Below are 20290 nucleotides of genomic sequence, written 5' to 3' on the forward strand. Positions count from 1 at the left end.
ACGCGCCGCCCCGGCGCGCGCGCGAGAGCCGCCGGCCGTATGAAGACCGATTCATGACATTTCTTAAAAGACATGTCTCAAGGAGCATGTTGGTCGGGCCCGCCGCACGGGCGGGACGCGTTTTCGAGACAATTACAATCCGCCGCGGTGGAGCGGGCGCGCGGAGCTGGCTGGCGCATGAGACATGTGGTCTCCTTCGAGTTTGGGTCGAACCCGCGGCGCGGACTGACGCGGGACCCGGGCTCGCTCGCCGCGTCGAGTCGAGCCGCGCGGATGCCCGGCGACGCTCCGCCTCATGCACGGCGAGGCTCGAGCTTGCCGGGCTCGGTCGAGCATTCCGAGGCGCGCCGCCGCAGTGGACGCGTCACCACGAGATGCCGAGTCGGGAGACACGTGCTGCGAGATCGCGGTGCCTCGAGCGCGCTCGCGCGTGAACGCGAGGAACGACCGTGTCCACGCCTTCTCGGCGGTCGGGGGACTGGCTTCGTCCCGTGGCTCGATCGCGAAGGCTTGCGCAGCGTCGTCTGCGACTCGCCGTCACGCCCTGCCTCGCAACGGTCCGGTCTTCGCAGATCGGACGTCTGCGCGGCGCGACGGCCCGGCAGACCGGCATTGTGCCGGTGGTTTTCTGACGAGGCTCGCGCAGCATCGTCGCACTTCGTCGGACCCTCGCCATCACACCCACGCCTTGCAGCGGCGCGTCGTGGCCCGGGTCGTCGTCGTTGTGGCGATGTCGCCGGCGGGCCGGCATGGACTGGCGGTCCGCGGCGCCGGTGCTCGCGCAGCATCGCCGTCGCGCCCCCGCCTCGCAGGGTCCGGTGCGTCGCGGCTCGGCCGTGTCCGACGTGCCGCGATTCGCCGGCAGGCGGCTCAGCGGCGAGCGAGCTTGCGCAGCATCGCCTGCACCTCGTCGCGGGCCTCGCCGAGGCGCTGCGAGCGGTACACGCCGTAGGCGCTGCCGAGGACCGGGCCGGTGATCATGCCGACCACCGGGAGGACCGACGCGGCCAGGCCGATCTTGGCGCCGCTGATCAGCGCGCCGCCGGGGGTGAGGCGCTCGTGGAGGGCCAGCAGCTCGTCGGCGAGCTTCTGCCGCTCGTCGGCGTCGAGCTCGCTCAGGCGGGCCGTGCGCTCGCGCAGGGAGCCCAGCTCGCGCTCGAGCGCCGTGTCGCTGAACGGCGCCACGTCGACCATCTGCTTCAGGCGCTCGCCCTGGGCCTTGGCCCAGCCTTTCGGGTCGCTGCGGAGCTGGTCGGACTGCTGCTTGGCCCAATCTCTCGCCTGGTCGCGGATGGACATCGCGCGCAGCATAGCAGAGGCTCCGGCGGACGCCCGGACGGCCCGGCCGGCGGGACCGGCCGCGCGGCCCGTGCTATCCGAGGGGCATGGACGACGTCGCCCAGGTCCAGTGCCCGTACTGCTTCGAGGTGGTCGAGATCGTGGTCGACCCGGCCACCCGCGGAGAGCTGATCCAGGACTGCGAGGTCTGCTGCCGTCCGTGGCGCATGCTGGTCCGGCGCCGCCGCGACGGCTCGCCGCTGGTCACCGTCGAGCGCGCGCAGTGAGCCGACCCCGCCTCGCGCCCGCACGCAGGACATGTCCTTCGGGTCATGTCACTGGCCGCGACGGCGCGGGCGAAACGGCGTCCTCTCCGTCGCGCCCGGAGGGGCGGCGCCGGCCGATCCCGGCGGCGATCGGCCCCGCGGCGGCGGCCCGCGTCGAGGTCGGACCGCCGCCGCGGGCCCGCAGGCGAGCGGTTCGGCCTCGCGGGCGTGATGTCCCTCAGGGGCCCGTCCCGCCGGGGCCCCGTCATGTGGCCCGGCGAGAGCAGCTATCCTCCGACCTCATGCCGACGCACAGCAGAGTCCTCATCCTCGGTTCGGGCCCCGCGGGCTACACCGCCGCGATCTACGCCGCGCGCGCGAGCCTGGAGCCCGTGATGGTCGCCGGCCCCGAACCGGGCGGCCAGCTCACCACCACCACCGAGGTCGAGAACTATCCGGGCTTCCCCAAGGGCATCACCGGCCCCGACATGATGGAGGAGTTCCGCGCGCAGGCCGAGCGCTTCGGCACCAAGCTCCACTACGACATGGGCGTGCGCGTCGACCTGTCGCGCCGGCCCTTCGTGGTCGAGGGCGAGGCCGACACCTATCACGGCGACGCGCTCATCATCGCCACCGGCGCCTCGGCCAAGTGGCTCGGCCTGCCCAACGAGCAGCGGCTGCGCATGTCGGGCGGCGGCGTCACGGCCTGCGCCACCTGTGACGGCGCGTTCTATCGCAACCAGGACGTCGCCGTGATCGGCGGCGGCGACACGGCGATGGAGGAGGCCACCTTCCTCACCCGCATGTGCCGCAGCGTGCACCTCATCCACCGCCGCGACACCTTCCGCGCCAGCAAGATCATGCAGACGCGCGCGATCGAGAACCCGAAGATCACGGTGCACTACAACACCGAGGTCGCCGACGTCCTCGGCGGCGACCGGGTCGTCGGCCTGGCCCTGCGCGACACCGTGACCGGGGCTGCGCGCGAGCTGGCGGTCACCGGCCTGTTCCTCGCCATCGGCCACCAGCCCAACAGCGACATCTTCAAGGGCCAGCTCGACATGGACGAGACCGGCTACCTCAAGGTCCGCCCCGGCTCGACCTATACCAACATCCCCGGCGTGTTCGCCTGCGGCGACGTGGCCGACAAGGTCTATCGCCAGGCCGTCAGCGCCGCCGGCACCGGCTGCATGGCGGCGATCGACGCCGAGCGCTGGCTCGCCGAGCACCTGTAAGCGGCGCGCCTGCAGGGCGCGGGAGACGAGCGCGGCGCGCGGACGGGGCGCGGGCGCTCGTCTCGTCGCAAGTGGCCTCCGGGACATGCTCGATAGAGCATGTTCTTGGGGACATTGCCTCTCTGACATGCCCTTGTGAGCATGTCCTGAAGCGCTAGACGGCGCCCCCGCAGCGAGGGGCCGGCCGCGCCGTTCATGGCTGGCCGCCCGCAGGCCCTCGCGTTCGCGCGAGCCGGCGCGGCGAGGGGCTGGCCAGCGCTGTTGCTCGCGCGCGAGCCCGGCGCCGCGAGGACGTCCGGGCTCGTTCGCTCGCTCGCGCTGGCGGGCTCAGCGGCGCTCGATCATCGCCGAGTGGGTCGAGCCGCCGCGCTTCACCTCGACGGCGACCTTGCCGTCGTCGCTCGCCAGCGCGCTGGCCACGTCGCCGACCTGCGACACCTTCTGGCCGTTGATCGTCTGCAGCACGTCGCCCTCGCGCAGGCCGAGCTCGTCGGCGAGCGAGCCGGGCATCACGCTGCGGACCGTCAGGCTTCCGTCCTTGGCCTCGACCTGGGCGCCGAGGCGCGGCTGGCCGTCGGGGAACAGCTTGCCGGACTCGCCGTTCATGCGGCGGGCCGAGCGCTGCAGCTCCTCTTCGCTGGGCAGCTTGCCGATCGTCGCCTTGAGGTCGACCTTCTTGCCGCCGCGGTCGACCGACAGGATGACCTGAGAGCCAGGTTTGGTGTCGGCGACGCGGCCGCGCAGGTCGCTGAAGTTGAGCACTTCGCGGCCGTTGATCGCGGTCACCCGGTCGCCCGCGCGCAGGCCCGCCTCGGCCGCCGGAGTGCCGGGCTGGACCGCGCCGACCACCGCCCCGGCCTCGGGCGTGCGGCCCACGGCCGGCTCGATCTCCCGGCCCGAGATGCCCAGCCAGCCGCGCACCACCTTGCCCGACGCCTTGAGCTGCGGGATCACCGTCTTGGCCTGATCGATCGGGACCGCGAAGCCGAGCCCGCGGCCGATCCCGCCGACCGCCGTGTTGATGCCGACGACCTCGCCCGCCATGTTGAACAGCGGCTCGCCGCTGCTGCCCGGCGCGATCGAGGCGTCGGTCTGCAGGAAGTCGATGTAGCTGTTGGCGTAGAGGCCGAGGCTGCCGCGGCCCTTGGCCGAGACGATGCCGGCGGTGGCCGTCTGCTCGAGGCCCATCGGCGAGCCGATCGCCATCACCCAGTCGCCGACCGCCAGCGCCGTGCTGTTGCCGAGCGTCGCCGTCTTGAGGCCGCTCGCGCCCTCGAGCTGGACCAGCGCGATGTCGGTGTACGGGTCGGAGCCGAGCACCTTGCCCTTGTACATGCGGCCGTCGTGCAGCTTGACCTCGAGCCGCTCGGTGCCGTTGACCACGTGGTGGTTGGTGACCACGAGGCCGTCGGACGTGAGCACGAAGCCGGAGCCGATGCCCTGCTGCGGCGGCGCCTCGGCGCCGGGGCCCATGTTGAACTGATCGAGGAAGGGCAGCATGCGTGGGTCGATGCCCTGCATGTCGAGCTGGGCCCGCTTGCCATAGGCGCGGATGTTGACCACCGCGGGCGACAGCTCCTTGACGAGCGGCGCCAGGCTGCGGCGGGGGTCGAACTCGCCGCCGACCACCGGCGCGCCGCTGCCCTCGCGCCACAGCGCGCTGCCGGTGTTGGCCGCGGCGACCTCGCCTGCCGCCTCGGCGTGGTTGTGATAGCTGAGTGCGACCGCTGCGCCACCGAGTGTCGTCAGGCCGAGGAAGGCGAGCAGCGCCTGCGGCGAACGGAGTCGTCGGGACCGGATCGTGGTTGAGCTCATGCCGCGGGAACCGGGGCTGAGCGCCGCTATTCCCGTCGTCGGTTTCCTCTTTGAAGCCCATGCGATAGAGCTCGGCGTAGACGCCGCCGCGCGCGAGCAGGACGTCGTGCGGTCCCTGCTCGACGACCACGCCGTCCTGCAGCACGAGGATCTTGTCGGCCCGCCGGACCGTGCTTAACCGGTGAGCGATCACCAGCACGCTGCGCCCGCGCAGCAGCCGCTCGATCGCGGCCTGCACCTTGTGCTCGGTCATGCTGTCGACGCTCGCGGTCGCCTCGTCGAGGATGAGCAGCGTCGGCTGGCGCGCGGCCACCCGCGCGAACGCCAGCAGCTGCGCCTCGCCGGCCGACAGGTTGCGCCCGCGCTCGCCCACCACGAACTGTAGCCCGCCGCGCTCCTGCACGAAGTCCCACGCCTGCACCGTGCGCAGCGCGGCCTCGATGCGCGCCGGGTCGTCGGCCAGCCCGGCCTCGCCGAGGCTGACGTTGAACGCCACGTCGTCGTTGAACAGGAACACGTCCTGTTGGACCATCAGGACATGTCCCCGGAGACAGTCGGGGACCACGTCGCGGACCTCGAGCGCGCCGGCCGGCGCCTGCAGCGAGACGCTGCCGCGGTAGCCGTCGTAGGTGCGCGTCAAGATCCGCCCGAGGCTGGTCTTGCCCGAGCCGGTGCGGCCGACCACCGCCACGACCTCGCCGGGGGCGATGTCGAAGTCGATGCCCTTGAGCACGTCGGCGGCGCCCTCGCGGTAGCCGAAGCGGAGGTCGCGGACCTGCAGCCCGCCGGTCCAGCCCTGCAGCGGGTCGGCGGCGCCGCCGAGGCGGGCCTCGGGCTGCTCGTCGAGGAGGCCGTAGATCCGCTCGAGCGAGGCGACCGCGCGCTGGATGGTGGCGAGCTTGGCCGAGAACTCGCGGATCGGGATGAACACCCGCTGCAGGTAGTCGATGAACGCGAACAGCAGGCCGAGGGTCACGCCGCTGCGGGCGACGTCCTCGAACAGGTACGGCGCGGCGAAGTAGATCAGCAGCGCCACGCACAGCGCGCTGACGCCGTCCATCACCGAGTAGAGCCCGGCGTCGTACCAGTTGGCCGTCTTGACCGCGCGCAGGAAGCGGTCGCCGAGCCGCTCGAACTCCTGCACCGCCGCGCGCTCGCGGCCGAACAGCTGCAGCACCGTCACGCCCGCCAGCTGCTCCGCCAGGTACCCGCTCTGGACCGACTGGGCGCGCCGGATCTCGAGCTGCAGCGTCCGCAGGCGGGCCGAGAAGTGGGCCACGATCACCCACAGCAGCGGCGCCGCGGCCAGCGACACCAGCGTGAGGCGCCAGTCCATCACGAACATCGCCACCAGGATCGACAGGATCACCGCGACGTCGGTGAGGATCGTGAACACCCCGAACGCGAGCGTCTCGCTCAGCGCCTCGATGTCGCTGGTGCTGCGCGCGAGCAGGTTGCCGATCGGCGTCTTGTCGAAGAAGCGGGCCGGGAGCCGGAGCACGTGGCCGAAGATCGAGCGGCGCAGGTCGGTGATGGTCGCGTGGCCGGCCCGCGACAGCGCGTAGTTCTGGACCGCGAAGGCGAGGAACTCGGCCATCACCGCGCCGAGGAACAGCATGCCGGTGACGCGCAGGCCGATCAGGTCGCCCTTGGCGATGTCGGTGTCGACGGCCGCCTTGACCAGCAGCGGCCGCAGCGCCGACATCGCCGCGACCACCGGGATCATCCACAAGCCGAGCCACAGCCAGCGCTTGTGCGCCTGCGCGTACGGCCAGAACCGGCGCAGCGCGGCCCAGGTGCTGCCCTGCGGCGCGCCCTCCGGACGGCCCTTCGACCTGGTCTTCGGGTCAGCCATGGTGCGCGGCCTCCTGGTGGCGGTGGGTCTCGGCGTAGACGCCGTTCAGCGCGAGCAGCTGGGCGTGCGTGCCGCGCTCGACGACGGCGCCGCGCTCGAGCACGAGGATCTCGTCGGCGTGCTCGAGCACGCTGGTGCGGTGCGACACGATCACCGTGGTCGCCGCCTGCTTCATCAGGCCGCCGCCGTCCTCGTCGTGGAGCCCGCGGATCGCCGCCACCAGGCGCACCTCGGTGCCCTGGTCGACCGCCGACAGCACGTCGTCGAGCAGGAGCAGCCCCGGCCCGCGGTACAGCGCCCGCGCCAGCGCCGTCCGCTGGCGCTGCCCGCCCGACAGCATCACCCCGCGCTCGCCGACGACGGTGTCGAGCCCCTCGGGCAGCGAGCGCACGTCGTCGACCAGGCAGGCCGCGCGCAGCACCTGCTGCAGCCGCGGGTCCTCCCCCGCGTCCGCGCGCAGGTGCGACGACGAGGCCGAACCGCCGCCGTCCTCGCCGCGCACGTGCCCGGTCCGCTCGCCGCGCAGGCGGATGTTGTCGCGCAGCGTGGTCGAGAACAAAAACGGGTCCTGCGGCACGACCGCGAGCTGGGAGCGGACCTGGTCCAGAGGCAAGGTCGTGACGTCCTTGCCGCCCACCCACACGGTCCCGACCGGCGGCGTGTACACGCGCGACAGCAGGTGGATCAGCGTCGACTTGCCGGCGCCGGTGCGGCCGAAGATCCCGAGCGTCTTGCCGGGCGCGAGCGCGAACGAGATGTCGCGCAGCGACGGCTCCACCGCCCCGGGGTAGGTGAAGGTCATGCCGCGCAGCTCGAGCGACGGCGGCGGCCCGGGCGGCAAGATGTCCGTCGGGACAGGTAGACCGTCGGGCGTGGTGACGACCTCGTCGACCCGCTTGATCGCCACGAAGCCGCGCGACACCGAGGCCAGCACCCACGCGACCGCCATCAGCAGCGCGACCAGGCTGCCCAGCAGGGTGGTGAAGGTGACGAGCGCGCCGACCGGCAGCTCGCCGGCGATCACCCGCGCGCCGCCGACCCACAGCACGATCGCCGCCGCCACCTGGCCCGACAGCCCGAGCACCGGCATCGAGAACGCGCGCATCGACGACAACCGCAGCTGCAGGTCGAGATAGGTCTGGTTGCGGGTGTCGAAGTGGCGCAGGATCGCCGCCTCGGCCGCGTGCGCGCGCACCGTGCCGATGCCGGCGTACGACTCGAGCACGCGGTCCGACAGCCGCCCGAGCTCCTCGAACGACACCCGGATCAGCGAGTAGAACCGGCGCACCACCGCGATCGTGTAGGCGCTGCCGATCGCGATCGGCAGCAAGCACCACAGCGTCAGCCAGGCGTCGGTGAGCAGCATCTGCCCGAGGTGCAGCGGGACCGCGACGGCGACGTTGCACACCTGCAGGCCGGCGAAGCCGATGAGCAGGCGGATCGACATCGTGTCGTTGGTCGCCATGCTGACCAGCTCGCCGACCTTGCGCTTGAGGAAGAACGGCCGCTGGAGCGCCAGCAGGTGGCTGAACAGGTCGACGCTGACGCGGTACTCGACCTCGCGCCCGGGGTTGAAGAACAGCACCCGCGACAGGGTGCGCACGACCACCACCGCGACCGCCCAGATCATCAGCTCGAGGGCGATGCCCTGGCCGACCGCGAGGGCGTCCGCCTTGCCACCGCCGAAGGCGTCGAGGGCGTTGCCGATGAGGGTCGGGATGCGCACCACCGCGTAGTTGGTGGCGACCAACATCGCGAAGCCCAGCGCGTACTGCGGCAGGTTGCGCCGGACGTACCGGTGAAAGAAGCGGGTGGCGAGCGACACGGGCGAGCCGGGGTCCGGGGCCTATAGCAGAAATCGACGCCGGGGGTCGGACACTACACTGCAGAAAAAAACATGGGCCAGACCGGCGAATCGCCAGTCTGGCCCATGGAGCAGCAAGCTGAGATCTCCCGGAGGGAGACCAGGCTTACGGGGTGGGGGCAGCCGCGTCGCCACCCTCGGCCGGGGTACCCTCGGCCGGAGTCTCCTCGGCGGTCTTCTCACCCTCGGCGGGGGTCTCCGCCGGGGTCTCGGTCTTCGCCTCGTCGGGGTTGGCGGTGTCGGTCTTGCTCTTGTTGCAGCCAAAGGTCGCCACCGAGAGGGCGGCGAACACGATCGCGATCGTCTTCTTCATGAGTTCTCCTGAGCTTCCCCTCGCGGGGCGAATGCACGGCCCCTTGCGAGGGGCAGTCGTCGTGGACGGTGCTTTAGCCAGGTACCGCAAAACTTGGCCAATTACCAGATTCTTGAACGTCGACCGCGCAATGCGCGCAAAATGCCCGCCAGACGCCTGAATTCATGGCTCTGCGGCCAGTTCTTCGTCGTGCTCGATCTCGTCGAGCATGCGTGACACGGCGGTGAGCGCGTCGCGGAGATCGACGAGGAGGGCGGAGAAGCGCGCGTCGGCAGCGACTTCTCCGCCGAGATCTTCCCGCAGCTCTTCCCACCGGCGATAGGCGTCGGCCAGCAGACGCTGGGTCTGACCGCCGTCGAAGCCGTCATCGGCGACGTGCTGATACAACCCTGCGACACGGTCGGCGCGTCGTCTCGAGACCCCGCGCCAGCGCTCGTAAGCCCGCTGCGGATCGCTCGCGCGCAGCCATCGTCGGGCCGCGCGCTCGATCTCCGCCACGTTGCCGCGCAGCGCCTTCACCACCTCGCGGTACGCCGGCAGGTTGGCGCGCACGTAGCTGCGAGCCACTCGCTCGCGCGCCTCGGCGCGCTCCGCCTCGAGCGTCGCGCCGTCCTGGAAGCCGGCCTTGCGGCGGGTCTCGGCCAGCTCGTCCGGGGTCATCGACGCCGGGGCCGCGGCGACCGTCGGACGCACCGGAGGAGGCTCCGCCCGCGGCGCCGACTCCGGCTCCGCGCACGCTCCGAACACCAGCGCGACCGCTGCGACCCTGCGCATCTCTCGTCCGGCCAACCTTGTAACTGCCCGGCGCCTCGAACAAGCCCCGGGCTACACTTCGCGGCGGTGCTCCCGGTCGCTCGTGCCGTCGTCGACGTCCTGTCCGGAAGGACGGGTGGGCCCGCGGCTCTGGCGACCGTGATCGGTCGTTCGGGCTCGGCGCCGCAGGTCGTGGGGGCCCGTCTGCTCCTGCGCGAGGACGGCGTGCAGGTCGGCACGGTGGGCGGTGGTGCGATCGAGGAGCAGGTGCTCGACGCCTGCCGCGCATGTCTGCGCGACGGCAGCCCGCGGGTGGTCAAGGCGCACCTGGTCCGCGACCTCGGCATGTGCTGCGGCGGCGCCATGGAGGTGTTCGTGGAGTATCTCGCCCCTGAAGCGCGGCTCGTCCTCGTCGGCGCCGGCCACGTGGCCCAGGCGGTGGCTCCGGTGGCGGCCGGGGTCGGCTTTCGCGTCGTCGTCGTCGACGACCGCGAAGATCTGCTCGAGCACCCCGCCTTCGCCGGCGCCGAGCGGCACGCCCGCGACGTCGACGAGCTCGAGCTCGCCGTGCCCGACCTCGGCGAGCGCGACTACGTCGTCATCCTCACCCGCGACCACGCCCGCGACGAGCGGGCTCTGGCGCATCTGGTCCGCCGCCCCCACCGCTACCTCGGGATGATCGGCAGCGTCCGCAAGGTCCACGCGATCGTCGCTCGCGTCCTGCGCCGCGAGCAGGAGCTGGGCCGCCCGCGGCCCGACCTGTCGCGCGTGCGGGCCCCGGTGGGAATTGCGCTGGGCGGGCGCACCCCGGCCGAGATCGCCATCAGCATCGTCGCCGAGCTGCTGGCGGACCGCCACGGCGGCACGGGGGCGGCCATGAATGTCGTCCCGCAGGCGCTCGCCCGGCTCGGCGCAGCGGCCTCGACCGGCGTCGAAGGCCGCGAAGGCGACGCGCGCGACGACCGCTGATACACTCCGCCGCGATGTTCACCGCCCGCGTCGCGCTCGTGACGGCCGCCATGGTCGTCGCTCCTGCCACACTTGGCTGCGCCAAGAAGACACCGCCGCCCAACGTCGTCGTGGTCGACGAACCGCAGTCGGACGGCGCCGGCGGCGCTCCGGGTGAGGGCCAGGCCGGGACTCCCACGCGCAAGCCGCCCCCGGGCAAGCCGCTCAAGCTGCGCGCCACTCTCCACGGCGCCGGCGATCTGATGGCCCTGGTCAAGCAGACCACCACCGCCTGGACCCCCAAGCAGCCGATCGATCCGTCGGCGCAGATCCAGGCGATGCTGCTGCAGATGGGCTTCGGACCGGGCCTGTGGGCCAACCTCGATCTGGCCGGCCCGTTCGCCGTCGACGCCACGTTCTTCGCCCAGGACCCGAGCAACGACCTCAAGCTCGCGGGCACGCTCGCGGCCGTCAGCGCCAAGGGAGTCATGGACGGCATGCCCTCGGGCCAGCGGCCGCAGCCGCTCGGCAACGGCCTGTGGGAGCTCGTCCAGGGCGAGCTGCGGGTGCTCCTGCGCGAGAAGCCGAAGGCCCTCGAGTTCGCGCTGTCGAACGCCGACCTCGAGCGGGCCGCCGGGCTCGCCGAGGAGGCCGGGCAGGGGCGGCGGCTGCGGCTGCGCGGCACCGACCTGCCGCCCGGCATGCTCGAGACCAGCGCCATCTCCGGGCTGCCGGCCGGCCTGCGCCGGCAGGTCCTCGCGGTCCTGCGCGAGGCCACCGCGGGCTCGCTCGAGCTCGACGCCGGCACCGACCGCGACCTCGTGCTGCAGCTCTCGGCCGACGCCCCGTTCTCGCGCCTCGGTCTGTCGCCGCTGGGCCCGGCGCGCACCGACCCGACCGCGCTCGAAGCTGTCCTTCCGGCCAGCCCGGCCCTGGTCGTGGCGATGCCGTGGGGCACCCCCGAGGTCTTGCACACCGCCCTCGACAAGGGCGTCCCGTTGAGCCAGATCCCCGCGCCCTTCGACGTCGTCGCCAAGGACGCCATCGCGGCCGCCCACGCCGTCCTCGACCAGGTCCAGAGCGACGTCGTGTTCGCCCTCTACCTCTCGCCGAAGGGCGAGGCCACCGCGGTCCTGGCCGCCAACGTCAAGGACGAGGCCGGCGCGCGGGCGGCCATCCGCGGCATCGAGCAGGCGCTGGCCAAGGGCTTCGCCGCGTTCGACAGCCTGACCGGCGAGGACAAGTCGGCCAAGATCAACTTCACCCTCAAGACCGACGGCGCCAAGGCCGGCCCGGTCAAGGGCGACCTGTTGACGATCCCTGTCCCGAAGAACATGGCCAAAGAGGCAGCCGATCTCGAGCCGTTCCTGGTCGGCAAGAAGAAGCTCGAGGCCGCCTCGTTCGTGACCGGCAACCTCGCGGTGTTCACCGTCGGCGCCGGCGCCACCAAGGTCGCCGGCGACATCGGCGGCGCGCTCAAGGGCCGCAAGACCAGCCTCGGCGCCGACGTCGGCCTGCGCCTGGCCCGGGCCGCCAGCCAGGGCTGCCACTTCTGCGTCAGCGTCGACCCGGCCGCGCTGCTGCGGCTGTCGGTGCTGAGCAGCGCCGAGGCGCGGGCCGACAAGGCGCGCCTGAAGAAGATCGAGACCGGCGCGGCCGCCTTCACCCGCATCGGCGGGGCCGTGGGCGTCGGCGTCAAGCTCGACCCCAACCTCGGCAGCCTGGCCGTCGGCGTGCCCAAGGCGGTGCTCGTGCCCTCGCCGGCCGACGCCGCCCAGCTCAGCGAGCTGTTCGGCGACAAGGCCGAGCCGGCCCGCCCGAACGACAAGCCGCTGTCGAACAAGGGCGCGGCGCGCGAGCCGTCGCCGGCGGGCCCGCCTGCCTGAACGGACAGGTACGTACGCGCACCTCGAGCCCAGCCGCGCTCCTGACCGAAAGGACTTGTCCGGGCGGACAGGTCCTTTCGCCATGTCTGCAGGGACATGCCCGAACGGCCAGCCATCGGCACCCGCCGCGGGCCGCGAGTGGCTCGCTCGGGCGGACCGTGGCGTCCTGCCGCGCGATCGGGGCTCACGTCGGGCCGCAGGTCTCGAGCTCGCGTCGCGCACGTCGCCGAGCCGCGTTGCCCGGGGCTTCGCCGCACCGCCCCGCGGAGGCCGCCCGTGACCGCCCTCGGCGCGGTCGTCCTCGCTGCCGGCGCCGGCGAGCGCATGGGCCGGCCCAAGGCGCTGCTCGAGTGGCGCGGCCGCAGCTTCGTGCGCCACGCCGTCGCCCAGGCCGAGGCCGCGGAGGCCAGCCCGATCGTCGTCGTCGAGGGCGCGGTCGTCATCCCGGCCGAGGACCTCGGGCCGGCGATCAAGGTGACCAATCCGACATGGCCGCAAGGACAGATGGACAGCCTGCGCCGCGGCCTGGAAGAGTTAGACATGCTCGCGCCCGGGTGCGCCGCGCTGGTGCTGACGGTCGACCGCCCGCACGTACGGCCCGAGACGGTCGCGGCGCTGGCTGCGGCGTTCCGCGCGGCGCCCACGCAGGTGTGGCAGCCGGAGCACGGCGGTCGCCGCGGACACCCGCTGATCTGGCCGGCCGAGTGGGTGCCGCAGCTGCTGGCGCTGGGGCCGAGCGACAGCCCGCGCGACCTGCTGGGACGACCGCAGGTCACCGGCCTCCGCCGCGCCCTCGCGGTCGACGATCCCGCCGTGCTGGACAACCTCGACCGGCCCGCCGATCTCGCGCGGCTACCGTGAGCCGAGTGGGTCCCGTTACCCGCTGGCACTCGCCCGGCGGCCCTCGTATGGTCTCCCGCGCACATGTTCGAGCGCATCGAGGCCCTGCATCCGCACTACGACCCCGAGCTCCGGCTCCTCACGCTGACCCTCGACCACGGCAAGGCCAACGAGGTCGGCACCGTGACGCTCGACGCCTTCGAGGCGCTGTGCGAGCTGCTCGAGCACGGCGAGGTCGCCTGCCTGTGCACCACCAGCCGGCGCACCAGCAAGTCGGGCACCCCGATCTTCGTCTCCGGCGCCGACGTCACCGAACGCGTCGGCTGGCCCGACGAGCGCGTCAAGGCCCACGTCCGCCGCCAGCGCTCGATCCTCCAGCGCCTGCGCCACGTCCCGCTCTTCACCGTCGCGCTGAGCCACGGCGTCACGCTCGGCTGGGGCCTCGAATTCTTGCTCACCGCCGACTATTGCCTGACGACGCCGACGGGCCGCTTCGGCCTGCCGGAGACGGGCCTCGGCATCATCCCCGGCGCCCGCGGCACGGCGGAGCTGGCGCTGGCGGTGGGCCCGGCGCACGCGCTCCGGCTCGGCTGCACGGGCGAAGAGATCGGCGCCGACGAGGCGCTGCGGATCGGTCTGTGCCACGAAATCGTCCCGGACATCGACGCAGGTCTCGCCCGCGTGCGCACCTTCGCCGAACTCCTGCGACGACGCTCCCCGACCGCTGTCGCGGTGTTCAAGCGTGGCCTGTTGGGGGCCACGGGGCAGGCCGAAGCGGAGCGCCTGTGCATCGAGGCGGCCGCCTACGAACGCTGTATCGACACCGGTCAGGCCGCGATCGGGCGCGCCTCGTTCAGCGCGATTCGCGCGGGAGAAGTGCCACCGTGGGGTCCCCGCCGGTCTTGAGCGGCGGTGCCCCAAAACCCGCCGGCCTGCGAATATTTCAATTGATACGTCACTGGGACGTTGCTGTGGAATACTCGTCCCTCGCGTTCGGCCGGTTCCGGGCGGCGGCACGGGTCCGTTGTCCGCGCACCGCGAGCGCCTGATCGCCCGTCCATCTCGCGCCATGAACCAGCCCGACGCGCAGCAATCGAAGCCCACGGCGGACGGGGCGGAGCCGCCGATGCCGGACAAGATCGCCGGGCGCTATCAGGTCCGCGGGCTGCTGGGGCGCGGCGGTTTCGGCGCCGTCTACGAGGCTTACGACGAGCTGGAGGAGCGCCCGGTGGCGCTCAAGCTGATCCGCCGCGACGCCAGCCTCGACGCGCCGGGCTCGCGCTCCAGCGAGGCCGCGCCGGCCAGCACGGTCCAGCCGACGGCGGCCGCCGCGAGCTCGAGCGCGCGCCTGGACGGCGCCCGGCGGCCCCCGATCACCCGCAGCTTCGGCGCCACCCAGGGCGCGGTCAGCGACGACATCGCCGAGTTCAAGGCCGAGTTCCGCCTGCTGACCCAGCTGCACCACCCGAACCTCGCCGCGGTCTACGACTTCGGCCGCTGCGAGGACGGCGGCGTGTACTTCACGCAGGAGCTGCTGGCGGGCGTGTCGCTGCAGGAGTGCCTGCGCACCGCCTCGCGCGAGACGATCGTCGAGCTGTTCGTGCAGCTGGCGCGCGCGCTCGACTACATCCACGCCGTCGGGTTCGTCCACGGCGACATCAAGCCGAGCAACGTCATCGTCTGCCAGCCCGAGTCCGAAGGCGGCCAGCCGCAGGCCAAGCTGATCGACTTCGGCCTCGCGCGCCTGTTCCGTCACAGCCGCAAGCTCAAGGACCTCGCGCTCGACCAGCTCGACGAGAACGAGGAGCTGATCAAGGTCCGCGGCACCCCCGGCTTCAGCGCGCCGGAGAAGGTCCGCGGCGAGGTCATCGACAGCCGCGCCGACATCTACTCGCTGGCCGCGACGATCTACACCGCGGTCCGCGGCGTGCGGCCGTTCCCCTCGCGCACCTTCAAGGAGGCGCTGCGCAACGCGATCGACTGGCGCCCCGAGCTGGCCGGCGCGCTGTTGCAGCAGTGCGGCCCGGTGGTCGCCGAGCTGGTCGGCCGCATGCTCTCGCCCGACCCGGAGCTGCGCCCGCAGAGCGCCCGCAGCATCGTGCTCGAGCTGCTGCGCCGCGAGTCGAGCCACATCCGCGACCGCCAGAAGTCGGCCCAGGACCGCCGCGAGTTCGCCCGCGTCCTCGTCGAGCTGCTGCCGTTCGTCGACCGCGCCGACTACCTCGACATCCTGCTCCTGCGCGCCCACGACGTGCTGCGCCCCGACTCCGCGCGCAACCGCGGCAGCCGGGTGATCCGCACCGTCATCGTCGAGGCGCCGGAGGGCATGGGCAAGACCCGCCTGCTGAGCGAGCTGCGGCGGGAGATCCAGCTCGGCGACGGGCTGTTCGTCGAGGGCTCGTGCTGGACCGGCGACGGCGAGGGCCTCGGCCCGTTCGCGCCGGTCGTGCTGCAGCTGGCGACCGCGCTCGGCGAGCGCAGCGAGGCCGTCCGCAAGTACCCCGACCTGATCCGCGCCGCCCGCGACCGCAGCCACGAGTCGGCCGCCGCCGCCCAGCTCACCGAGTTTTTGGTCCGCTGCGCCGCCGAGCACCCCTACGTGCTCTACCTCAGCGACCTGGCCCGAGGGACAGAGACCACCCGCGTCCTGGTCGAGCAGCTCACCCGCGCCTTCGACCACAACGAGGCGCGCGCGCTGCTCTGCATCACCACCGAGCCGCACCCCAAGTTCCGCCCGCAGCTGGTCGCGCTGAGCCGCGAGCAGCTGGTCGAGCTGTGGAACCTGCGCCCGTTCACGCAGAAGGAGATGATGGATGTCCTCAAGGGCATCCTCGGCGACGCGCCGGCGCTGCGCGAGCTCGTCACCATGCTCGACAAGCTCACCGGCGGCCACCCGCTGAGCTTCCGCGAGACCCTGCGCGTGCTGATCGAGGAGTCGATCCTCGTCCGCGACAACGACACCTGGGTCCTGCGCTCCGCCTCGGCCGCCGCCGAGCAGCTGCACAAGACCCTGGCCCAGCGCAGCGAGGCCCGCCTCGACGCGCTCGGCGTGTCGGCCTGGGAGGTCGCCAGCATCCTCTACCTGATCGAGGCGCCGATCGACGAGGAGCGCCTGGCCCACCTCACCGACCTGCGGCGCGAACGGTTCCGCCGCACGCTCGAGCGGCTCGAGGGCGAGGGCCTCATCCTGCGCAGCGCCATCACCGGCGCCTCGCAGGTCGTGCTGGCCCACGCGAGCGTGCGCGAGGCGGTGCGGATCCGCTACGAAGACTCGCTGTCCGAGACGCGCCTCGAGCTGGCCGAGCGGATCGCCGAGCAGACCACGGTCGACCCGCAGTTCGTGTTCCTGCGCGCCCGCCTGCTCGACGCCGCCGCCGACGGCCTCGAGTACCTCAGCGAGCTCGAGAAGGCCGCCGAGGACCTGTTCTCCACCGGTCAGCCGAACCTCGCCGCCCAGGTGCTCGAGCGCGTCATCATCCGCCTGCGCAAGTTCGGTCGGGTCCAGGGCCTGCCGCGCCTGCTGCGGGCCCAGCTCAACCTGGTCGAGCGGGCCCCCGGCGCGCTCAACGACCCGCGCCGCGAGGCCGCGCAGCACGAGGCCGGCATCCTCGTCGCCGAGCTGCTCGGCGACCATCGGGCCCAGGCGGTGTTCTGGCTCGGCCTCGTCGACCGCTACACCCTCGACGGCGGCTCGGACGCCGAGATGGCGCTCGGTCGCCTGCAGAACGCCGCGGTCGCGGCCAAGCAGGCGCGCGACCGGATCCTCGAGCTGCGGATCGCCAACCGCCGCGCCGAGATCTTGCTCGGCGCCGGCGAGATCGACGGCGCGGTCCGCTGCTCGAAGGAGGCGATGGAGATCCTCGACCTCCCCGACGCGCAGGATCACTACGTCTGCCACGTCATGGGCACCCGCCTGCGCTGCCTCTCGCTCGCCGGACAGCTGGCCGAAGCTCGCCGCCTGCACGACCAGGCCAAGCCGCTCGCCTCGCGCGTGTCGGTGCTGCAGCGCCAGGCCTATATCTCCGGCATCGCCTACCTCGCGGTGCTCGGCAACGAACCCGAACGGGCGATTCCGGAGACCCGGGCCGCCCTGGAGCAATTGCGCGCTGCAGGGGTGACGCGCATGCTCATCAACCCGCTTCACAACCTCGGCGACCTGCTCCTCCGCAGCGGCGACTTCGAGGGCGCGTCCGAGAGCTTCCGCGAGGCCCTGCGCTTCGCCGGCCTGCACGGCTTTGCCTACCACCTGCACCTCAACCGCGGCTTCCTCGGCTACACGCTGGCCCGCATGGGCGAGGTGGAGGAGGGCGCCGCGATGCTGGCCGAGGCGCGGCGCGGGATCCAGACCATCCAGAACGAGCAGTTCGCCCACCATCAGCTGCGCCTGCTCGACGCCGAAGTCGCGCACATGCTCGGGCAGAGCCCGAGGCGCGCCGCGAGCTCGAAGAGATGTTGGCCGATTTCCACTCGACCAATGAGCTCAGCCTCGCGCAGTGGGCTCAGGAGGCGCTCAGCCGCATCGAGCGCGACCGCGGCACGAGCTTCATCGAGACCCCCGACGAGGCCGACGCGCAGACCGTCTCCCCCGACCAGGACACCGTGCGGACCAAGCCCCTGCGCTGACGCCGGCACAGTGTTCTGCCCCACGCGCGCCCGCCCTTATTTCCGCTTCCCGGCCCTCCGGGCCTGCATTAATGTCCGTGTTGCCTCGAGCCCTCGAGGCCACCTCATGACCCCCACCCTTAGACTACGCGGCGACGTTCGAGACCAGGCCCAGCTATGAACGCCGCGGCTGGCACCTCTCGCGACCTCGCGTCGCTGGTCGGCACCGTCCTCGACGGCACCTACCGGCTCGACCAGCTCATCGGCGAGGGCGGCATGGGCGCGGTGTTCCGCGGCCGCCACGTCATCATGATGCGGGACGTCGCGATCAAGGTCCTGCACCCGGACTTCAACCGCGACCCCGAGCTGGTGCGACGGTTCGACCGCGAGGCCCAGAGCGCGGCCCGGCTCGACCACCCCAACTGCATCCACGTGTCCGCCTACGGCACCACCGAGGACGGCATGCGCTACCTGGTGATGCAGCTGCTCGAGGGCGTCGAGCTGGCTGACCTGCTGACCGAGCCGACGGCGCCGAAGCGGGTGGTGGAGTGGTCGATCCAGATCTTGCGAGGCCTCGAGCACGCGCACAGCCAGGGCGTGATCCACCGCGACCTCAAGCCGCAGAACGTGTTCCTCACCCGCGACGCGCACGGCAACCAGCTGCTCAAGCTGGTCGACTTCGGCATCGCCAAGCTGGTCGGCAGCGACGCCGGCGACCCGCTCACGCGCGCCGGCATGGTCTTCGGGACACCTCAGTACATGAGCCCGGAGCAGGCGCTCGGCGTCGAGATCGACCCGCGCGCCGACCTCTACGCCGTCGGCATCCTGATGTTCCAGATGCTGACTGGGCGGCTGCCGTTCAACCACGAGGACGCGATCGCGCTGATCCGCATGCAGGTCAGCACCGAGCCGCCGCAGCTGCCCGACAACGTGCCGCAGGAGCTGGCCGCGATCGTCTACCGCCTGCTGGCCAAGCAGCGCGAGCAGCGGTTCCCCGACGCCCGCACCGTCCGCGCCGCGCTCGAGCGCTACCGCAGCAACATGTCGCACAAGGGCCGCGGCGACACCTCCGACCCGCTGCTCGACATCGGCTCCGTCACCACCGACACCGCCACCCGCCCGCTGCCCGAGGCCCTGCGCCCGCGCCAGCTCGACTTCGTCGAGTCGGTGCTGCAGACCGACCGCTGGTCCCGGCGCACGTGGTTCAAGGCGGCGATCGCCGGCTGCGTCGTGCTCGCGCTCGCCTCGGTGGGGCTCATCTACTGGCTGTTCTTCAGCGGCGACCCGCCCGCGCCGGCCCAGCCCGAGCCGCCCGCCGCCGAGAGCCCCGCCGACCCGAGCAAGGCGGGCGATCCGGCTGGCCCTTCAGCCATGTCCCCTGCGCCAGGTCCGAGCGAGCTCGAGCTGGCGACCCTCGACGACCTGATCAAGCAGGGCAAGCTCGACGAGGCGCAGACCCAGATCGACGCCCTGCTCGAGCGCTACCCGGGCCACGCGCAGCTGGTGTGGCGCGACGCCCGGCAGCTGGCCAAGCGGCCGACGATGCACGAGTCGGCGGTGCGCCGCTACGGCGAGGTGCTGAAGAAGTCGCCCGACCTCGAGCGCGACCTCGGCTTCATCGACGAGGTCGACGCCCTGCTGCGCAAGCGGCCCTACACCGACGCCGCGATCGCCCTGGCGACCGACCTCGGCGCCGCCGGCGTGCCGATCCTCGTCCACTACATCAACGACGCCAAGCCGTGGGCCACCTGGGCCCAGCGGCGACAGATCCGCGACGCCCTCCCGGCCGACGCCGCGGCCCAGATCGACGTCGTCCTCAACCGCCGTCGCGACCTCGAGCAGTTCGCCGAGGCGCCCGAGCCGTGCGCGGCCGCGTTGCCGGTGCTGCAGGCGATCCAGGCCGAGCCGCTGGCCGACTATGTCCCGGCGCTCAAGGCGGCCGTGGCTCCGGCGACGTCCGCGGGCGCCCCCGCCGATCCGGCCTGCGACCAGGCGGCGGCGCTCCTGGCCACCGTCCGCACCGCCTACGCCGGGCGCTTCCCCGAGGCCTTCGCCCCGGCCAAGCCGGTCAAGAAGAAGCCGGTGACGAAGAAGAAGAAGAAGAAGAAGTGACCTCGGGGACGACGAGCGCGATCAGGTCACTGACCTGACGGTGCGCCTCGATGCGATGGCGCAGCGGCAGGTTCTTGTGCACGACGTACAAGTTGCGACGTCCACTTCGGTGGCGGGTGATGTACCCCGACTCTTCGAGTTCGGTGACGATCCGCTGGACCGCTCGTTCCGTGATGCCGACTGCCTCTGCGACGTCGCGCAGACGGATCTCCGGGTCCTGCGCCACGCAGAAGAGCACGTGCGCGTGATTGGTCAGAAACGTCCACTCCGAGGGCCTATCGGGCACAATGAGTCTCCGGAGTCGAATATGAAGAAATCATCACCTTCGGTCAACTCGCTCGCGCCGTCCCCGCCCGTTTTGTCATGAGAGATTCCCGAAACGCATGCGGAACCTTGTTCTAGCGTCGACTTCGCGCTACCGGCGCGAACTCCTGCAGCGCCTCGATGTTCCGTTCTTCACGGCGGCGCCCGCGTACGACGAGCGAGCCGAAGACGCGCATTTCGGCGAACTCGGCGCCCCGGA

General features: G+C 72.1%; 16 protein-coding genes and 1 pseudogene. 10 read left to right on the forward strand and 7 right to left on the reverse strand.

Translation table 11 applies throughout. From position 1 onward, the window contains the following. Positions 1 to 870: 870 nt before the first annotated feature. Complete coding sequence (locus OV079_RS41010; protein ID WP_267775145.1) at positions 871 to 1299, reverse strand: hypothetical protein; 429 nt, start codon at positions 1297 to 1299, stop codon at positions 871 to 873. 86 nt (positions 1300 to 1385) lie between these two features. On the opposite strand from OV079_RS41010, the gene OV079_RS41015 reads away from it, so the two are divergent. Both OV079_RS41015 and trxB read left to right on the forward strand, forming a co-directional pair. Then, complete coding sequence (locus OV079_RS41015; protein WP_267705507.1) at positions 1386 to 1565, forward strand: zinc ribbon domain-containing protein; 180 nt, start codon at positions 1386 to 1388, stop codon at positions 1563 to 1565. Positions 1566 to 1846: 281 nt separating this feature from the next. After that, positions 1847 to 2779 (forward strand): thioredoxin-disulfide reductase, encoded by a 933-nt coding sequence (gene trxB, locus OV079_RS41020; RefSeq protein ID WP_267775146.1) that lies wholly within the window; start codon positions 1847 to 1849, stop codon positions 2777 to 2779. 327 nt (positions 2780 to 3106) lie between these two features. Here trxB and OV079_RS41025 read toward each other — a convergent pair whose 3' ends face one another. Then, on the reverse strand, positions 3107 to 4594 hold the full coding sequence (locus tag OV079_RS41025; protein ID WP_267775147.1) for a trypsin-like peptidase domain-containing protein: 1488 nt from the start codon (positions 4592 to 4594) through the stop codon (positions 3107 to 3109). On the opposite strand from OV079_RS41025, the gene OV079_RS41030 reads away from it, so the two are divergent. Both OV079_RS41030 and OV079_RS41035 read left to right on the forward strand, forming a co-directional pair. Beyond that, positions 4593 to 4772 carry a hypothetical protein gene (locus OV079_RS41030; RefSeq protein ID WP_267775149.1) on the forward strand — a complete coding sequence of 60 codons (180 nt, stop codon included), beginning with the start codon at positions 4593 to 4595 and terminating at the stop codon, positions 4770 to 4772. The genes OV079_RS41025 and OV079_RS41030 overlap by 2 nt on opposite strands. Positions 4773 to 4775: 3 nt before the next feature. Beyond that, on the forward strand, positions 4776 to 4979 hold the full coding sequence (locus OV079_RS41035; protein ID WP_267775150.1) for a hypothetical protein: 204 nt from the start codon (positions 4776 to 4778) through the stop codon (positions 4977 to 4979). Here the strand turns inward: OV079_RS41035 and OV079_RS59445 are convergent. The 4 genes and pseudogenes from OV079_RS59445 to OV079_RS41055 form a co-directional block, all read right to left on the reverse strand. Further along, positions 4920 to 6449: pseudogene (locus tag OV079_RS59445) on the reverse strand (ABC transporter ATP-binding protein); the annotation flags it as partial. The gene OV079_RS41035 and the pseudogene OV079_RS59445 overlap by 60 nt on opposite strands. After that, on the reverse strand, positions 6442 to 8274 hold the full coding sequence (locus OV079_RS41045; RefSeq protein WP_267775152.1) for an ABC transporter ATP-binding protein: 1833 nt from the start codon (positions 8272 to 8274) through the stop codon (positions 6442 to 6444). The pseudogene OV079_RS59445 and the gene OV079_RS41045, both read right to left, overlap by 8 nt. A 145-nt stretch (positions 8275 to 8419) precedes the next feature. Next, positions 8420 to 8626, reverse strand: coding sequence for a hypothetical protein (locus OV079_RS41050; protein WP_267775153.1), 207 nt, complete (start codon positions 8624 to 8626; stop codon positions 8420 to 8422). A gap of 162 nt (positions 8627 to 8788) precedes the next feature. Next, complete coding sequence (locus OV079_RS41055) at positions 8789 to 9319, reverse strand: hypothetical protein (protein WP_267775154.1); 531 nt, start codon at positions 9317 to 9319, stop codon at positions 8789 to 8791. A gap of 147 nt (positions 9320 to 9466) precedes the next feature. Between OV079_RS41055 and OV079_RS41060 the strand changes: the two genes are divergently transcribed. The 6 genes from OV079_RS41060 to OV079_RS41085 all read left to right on the forward strand — a co-directional run bounded on the left by OV079_RS41060 (position 9467) and on the right by OV079_RS41085 (position 19767). Further along, positions 9467 to 10348, forward strand: a complete 882-nt coding sequence (locus OV079_RS41060) for an XdhC family protein (protein ID WP_267775155.1) — start codon at positions 9467 to 9469, stop codon at positions 10346 to 10348. Positions 10349 to 10362: 14 nt separating this feature from the next. Continuing rightward, positions 10363 to 12213 carry a hypothetical protein gene (locus OV079_RS41065; protein ID WP_267775156.1) on the forward strand — a complete coding sequence of 617 codons (1851 nt, stop codon included), beginning with the start codon at positions 10363 to 10365 and terminating at the stop codon, positions 12211 to 12213. A gap of 276 nt (positions 12214 to 12489) precedes the next feature. After that, positions 12490 to 13074: a nucleotidyltransferase family protein gene (locus tag OV079_RS41070; protein ID WP_267775157.1), complete on the forward strand. Its 585-nt coding sequence runs from the start codon at positions 12490 to 12492 to the stop codon at positions 13072 to 13074. A gap of 63 nt (positions 13075 to 13137) precedes the next feature. Further along, on the forward strand, positions 13138 to 13959 hold the full coding sequence (locus OV079_RS41075) for an enoyl-CoA hydratase/isomerase family protein (protein WP_267775158.1): 822 nt from the start codon (positions 13138 to 13140) through the stop codon (positions 13957 to 13959). Positions 13960 to 14122: 163 nt separating this feature from the next. Continuing rightward, entirely contained in the window at positions 14123 to 17836 is a 3714-nt protein-coding gene (locus tag OV079_RS41080; RefSeq protein ID WP_276602917.1) for a serine/threonine-protein kinase, read from the forward strand. Beyond that, the gene (locus OV079_RS41085) at positions 17833 to 19767 is read left to right on the forward strand and encodes a serine/threonine-protein kinase (protein ID WP_267775160.1); all 1935 of its coding nucleotides are present in this window, start codon (positions 17833 to 17835) and stop codon (positions 19765 to 19767) included. Before OV079_RS41080 ends, OV079_RS41085 begins: the two co-directional genes overlap by 4 nt. Here the strand turns inward: OV079_RS41085 and OV079_RS41090 are convergent. After that, positions 19724 to 20053 (reverse strand): helix-turn-helix transcriptional regulator, encoded by a 330-nt coding sequence (locus OV079_RS41090; protein ID WP_267775161.1) that lies wholly within the window; start codon positions 20051 to 20053, stop codon positions 19724 to 19726. The two genes, OV079_RS41085 and OV079_RS41090, sit on opposite strands and share 44 nt — an antisense overlap. Between the last annotated feature and the right edge of the window lie 237 nt (positions 20054 to 20290).

This window comes from Nannocystis pusilla, from assembly GCF_026626665.1.
In the GTDB taxonomy this organism is placed as follows: domain Bacteria; phylum Myxococcota_A; class Polyangia; order Nannocystales; family Nannocystaceae; genus Nannocystis; species Nannocystis pusilla.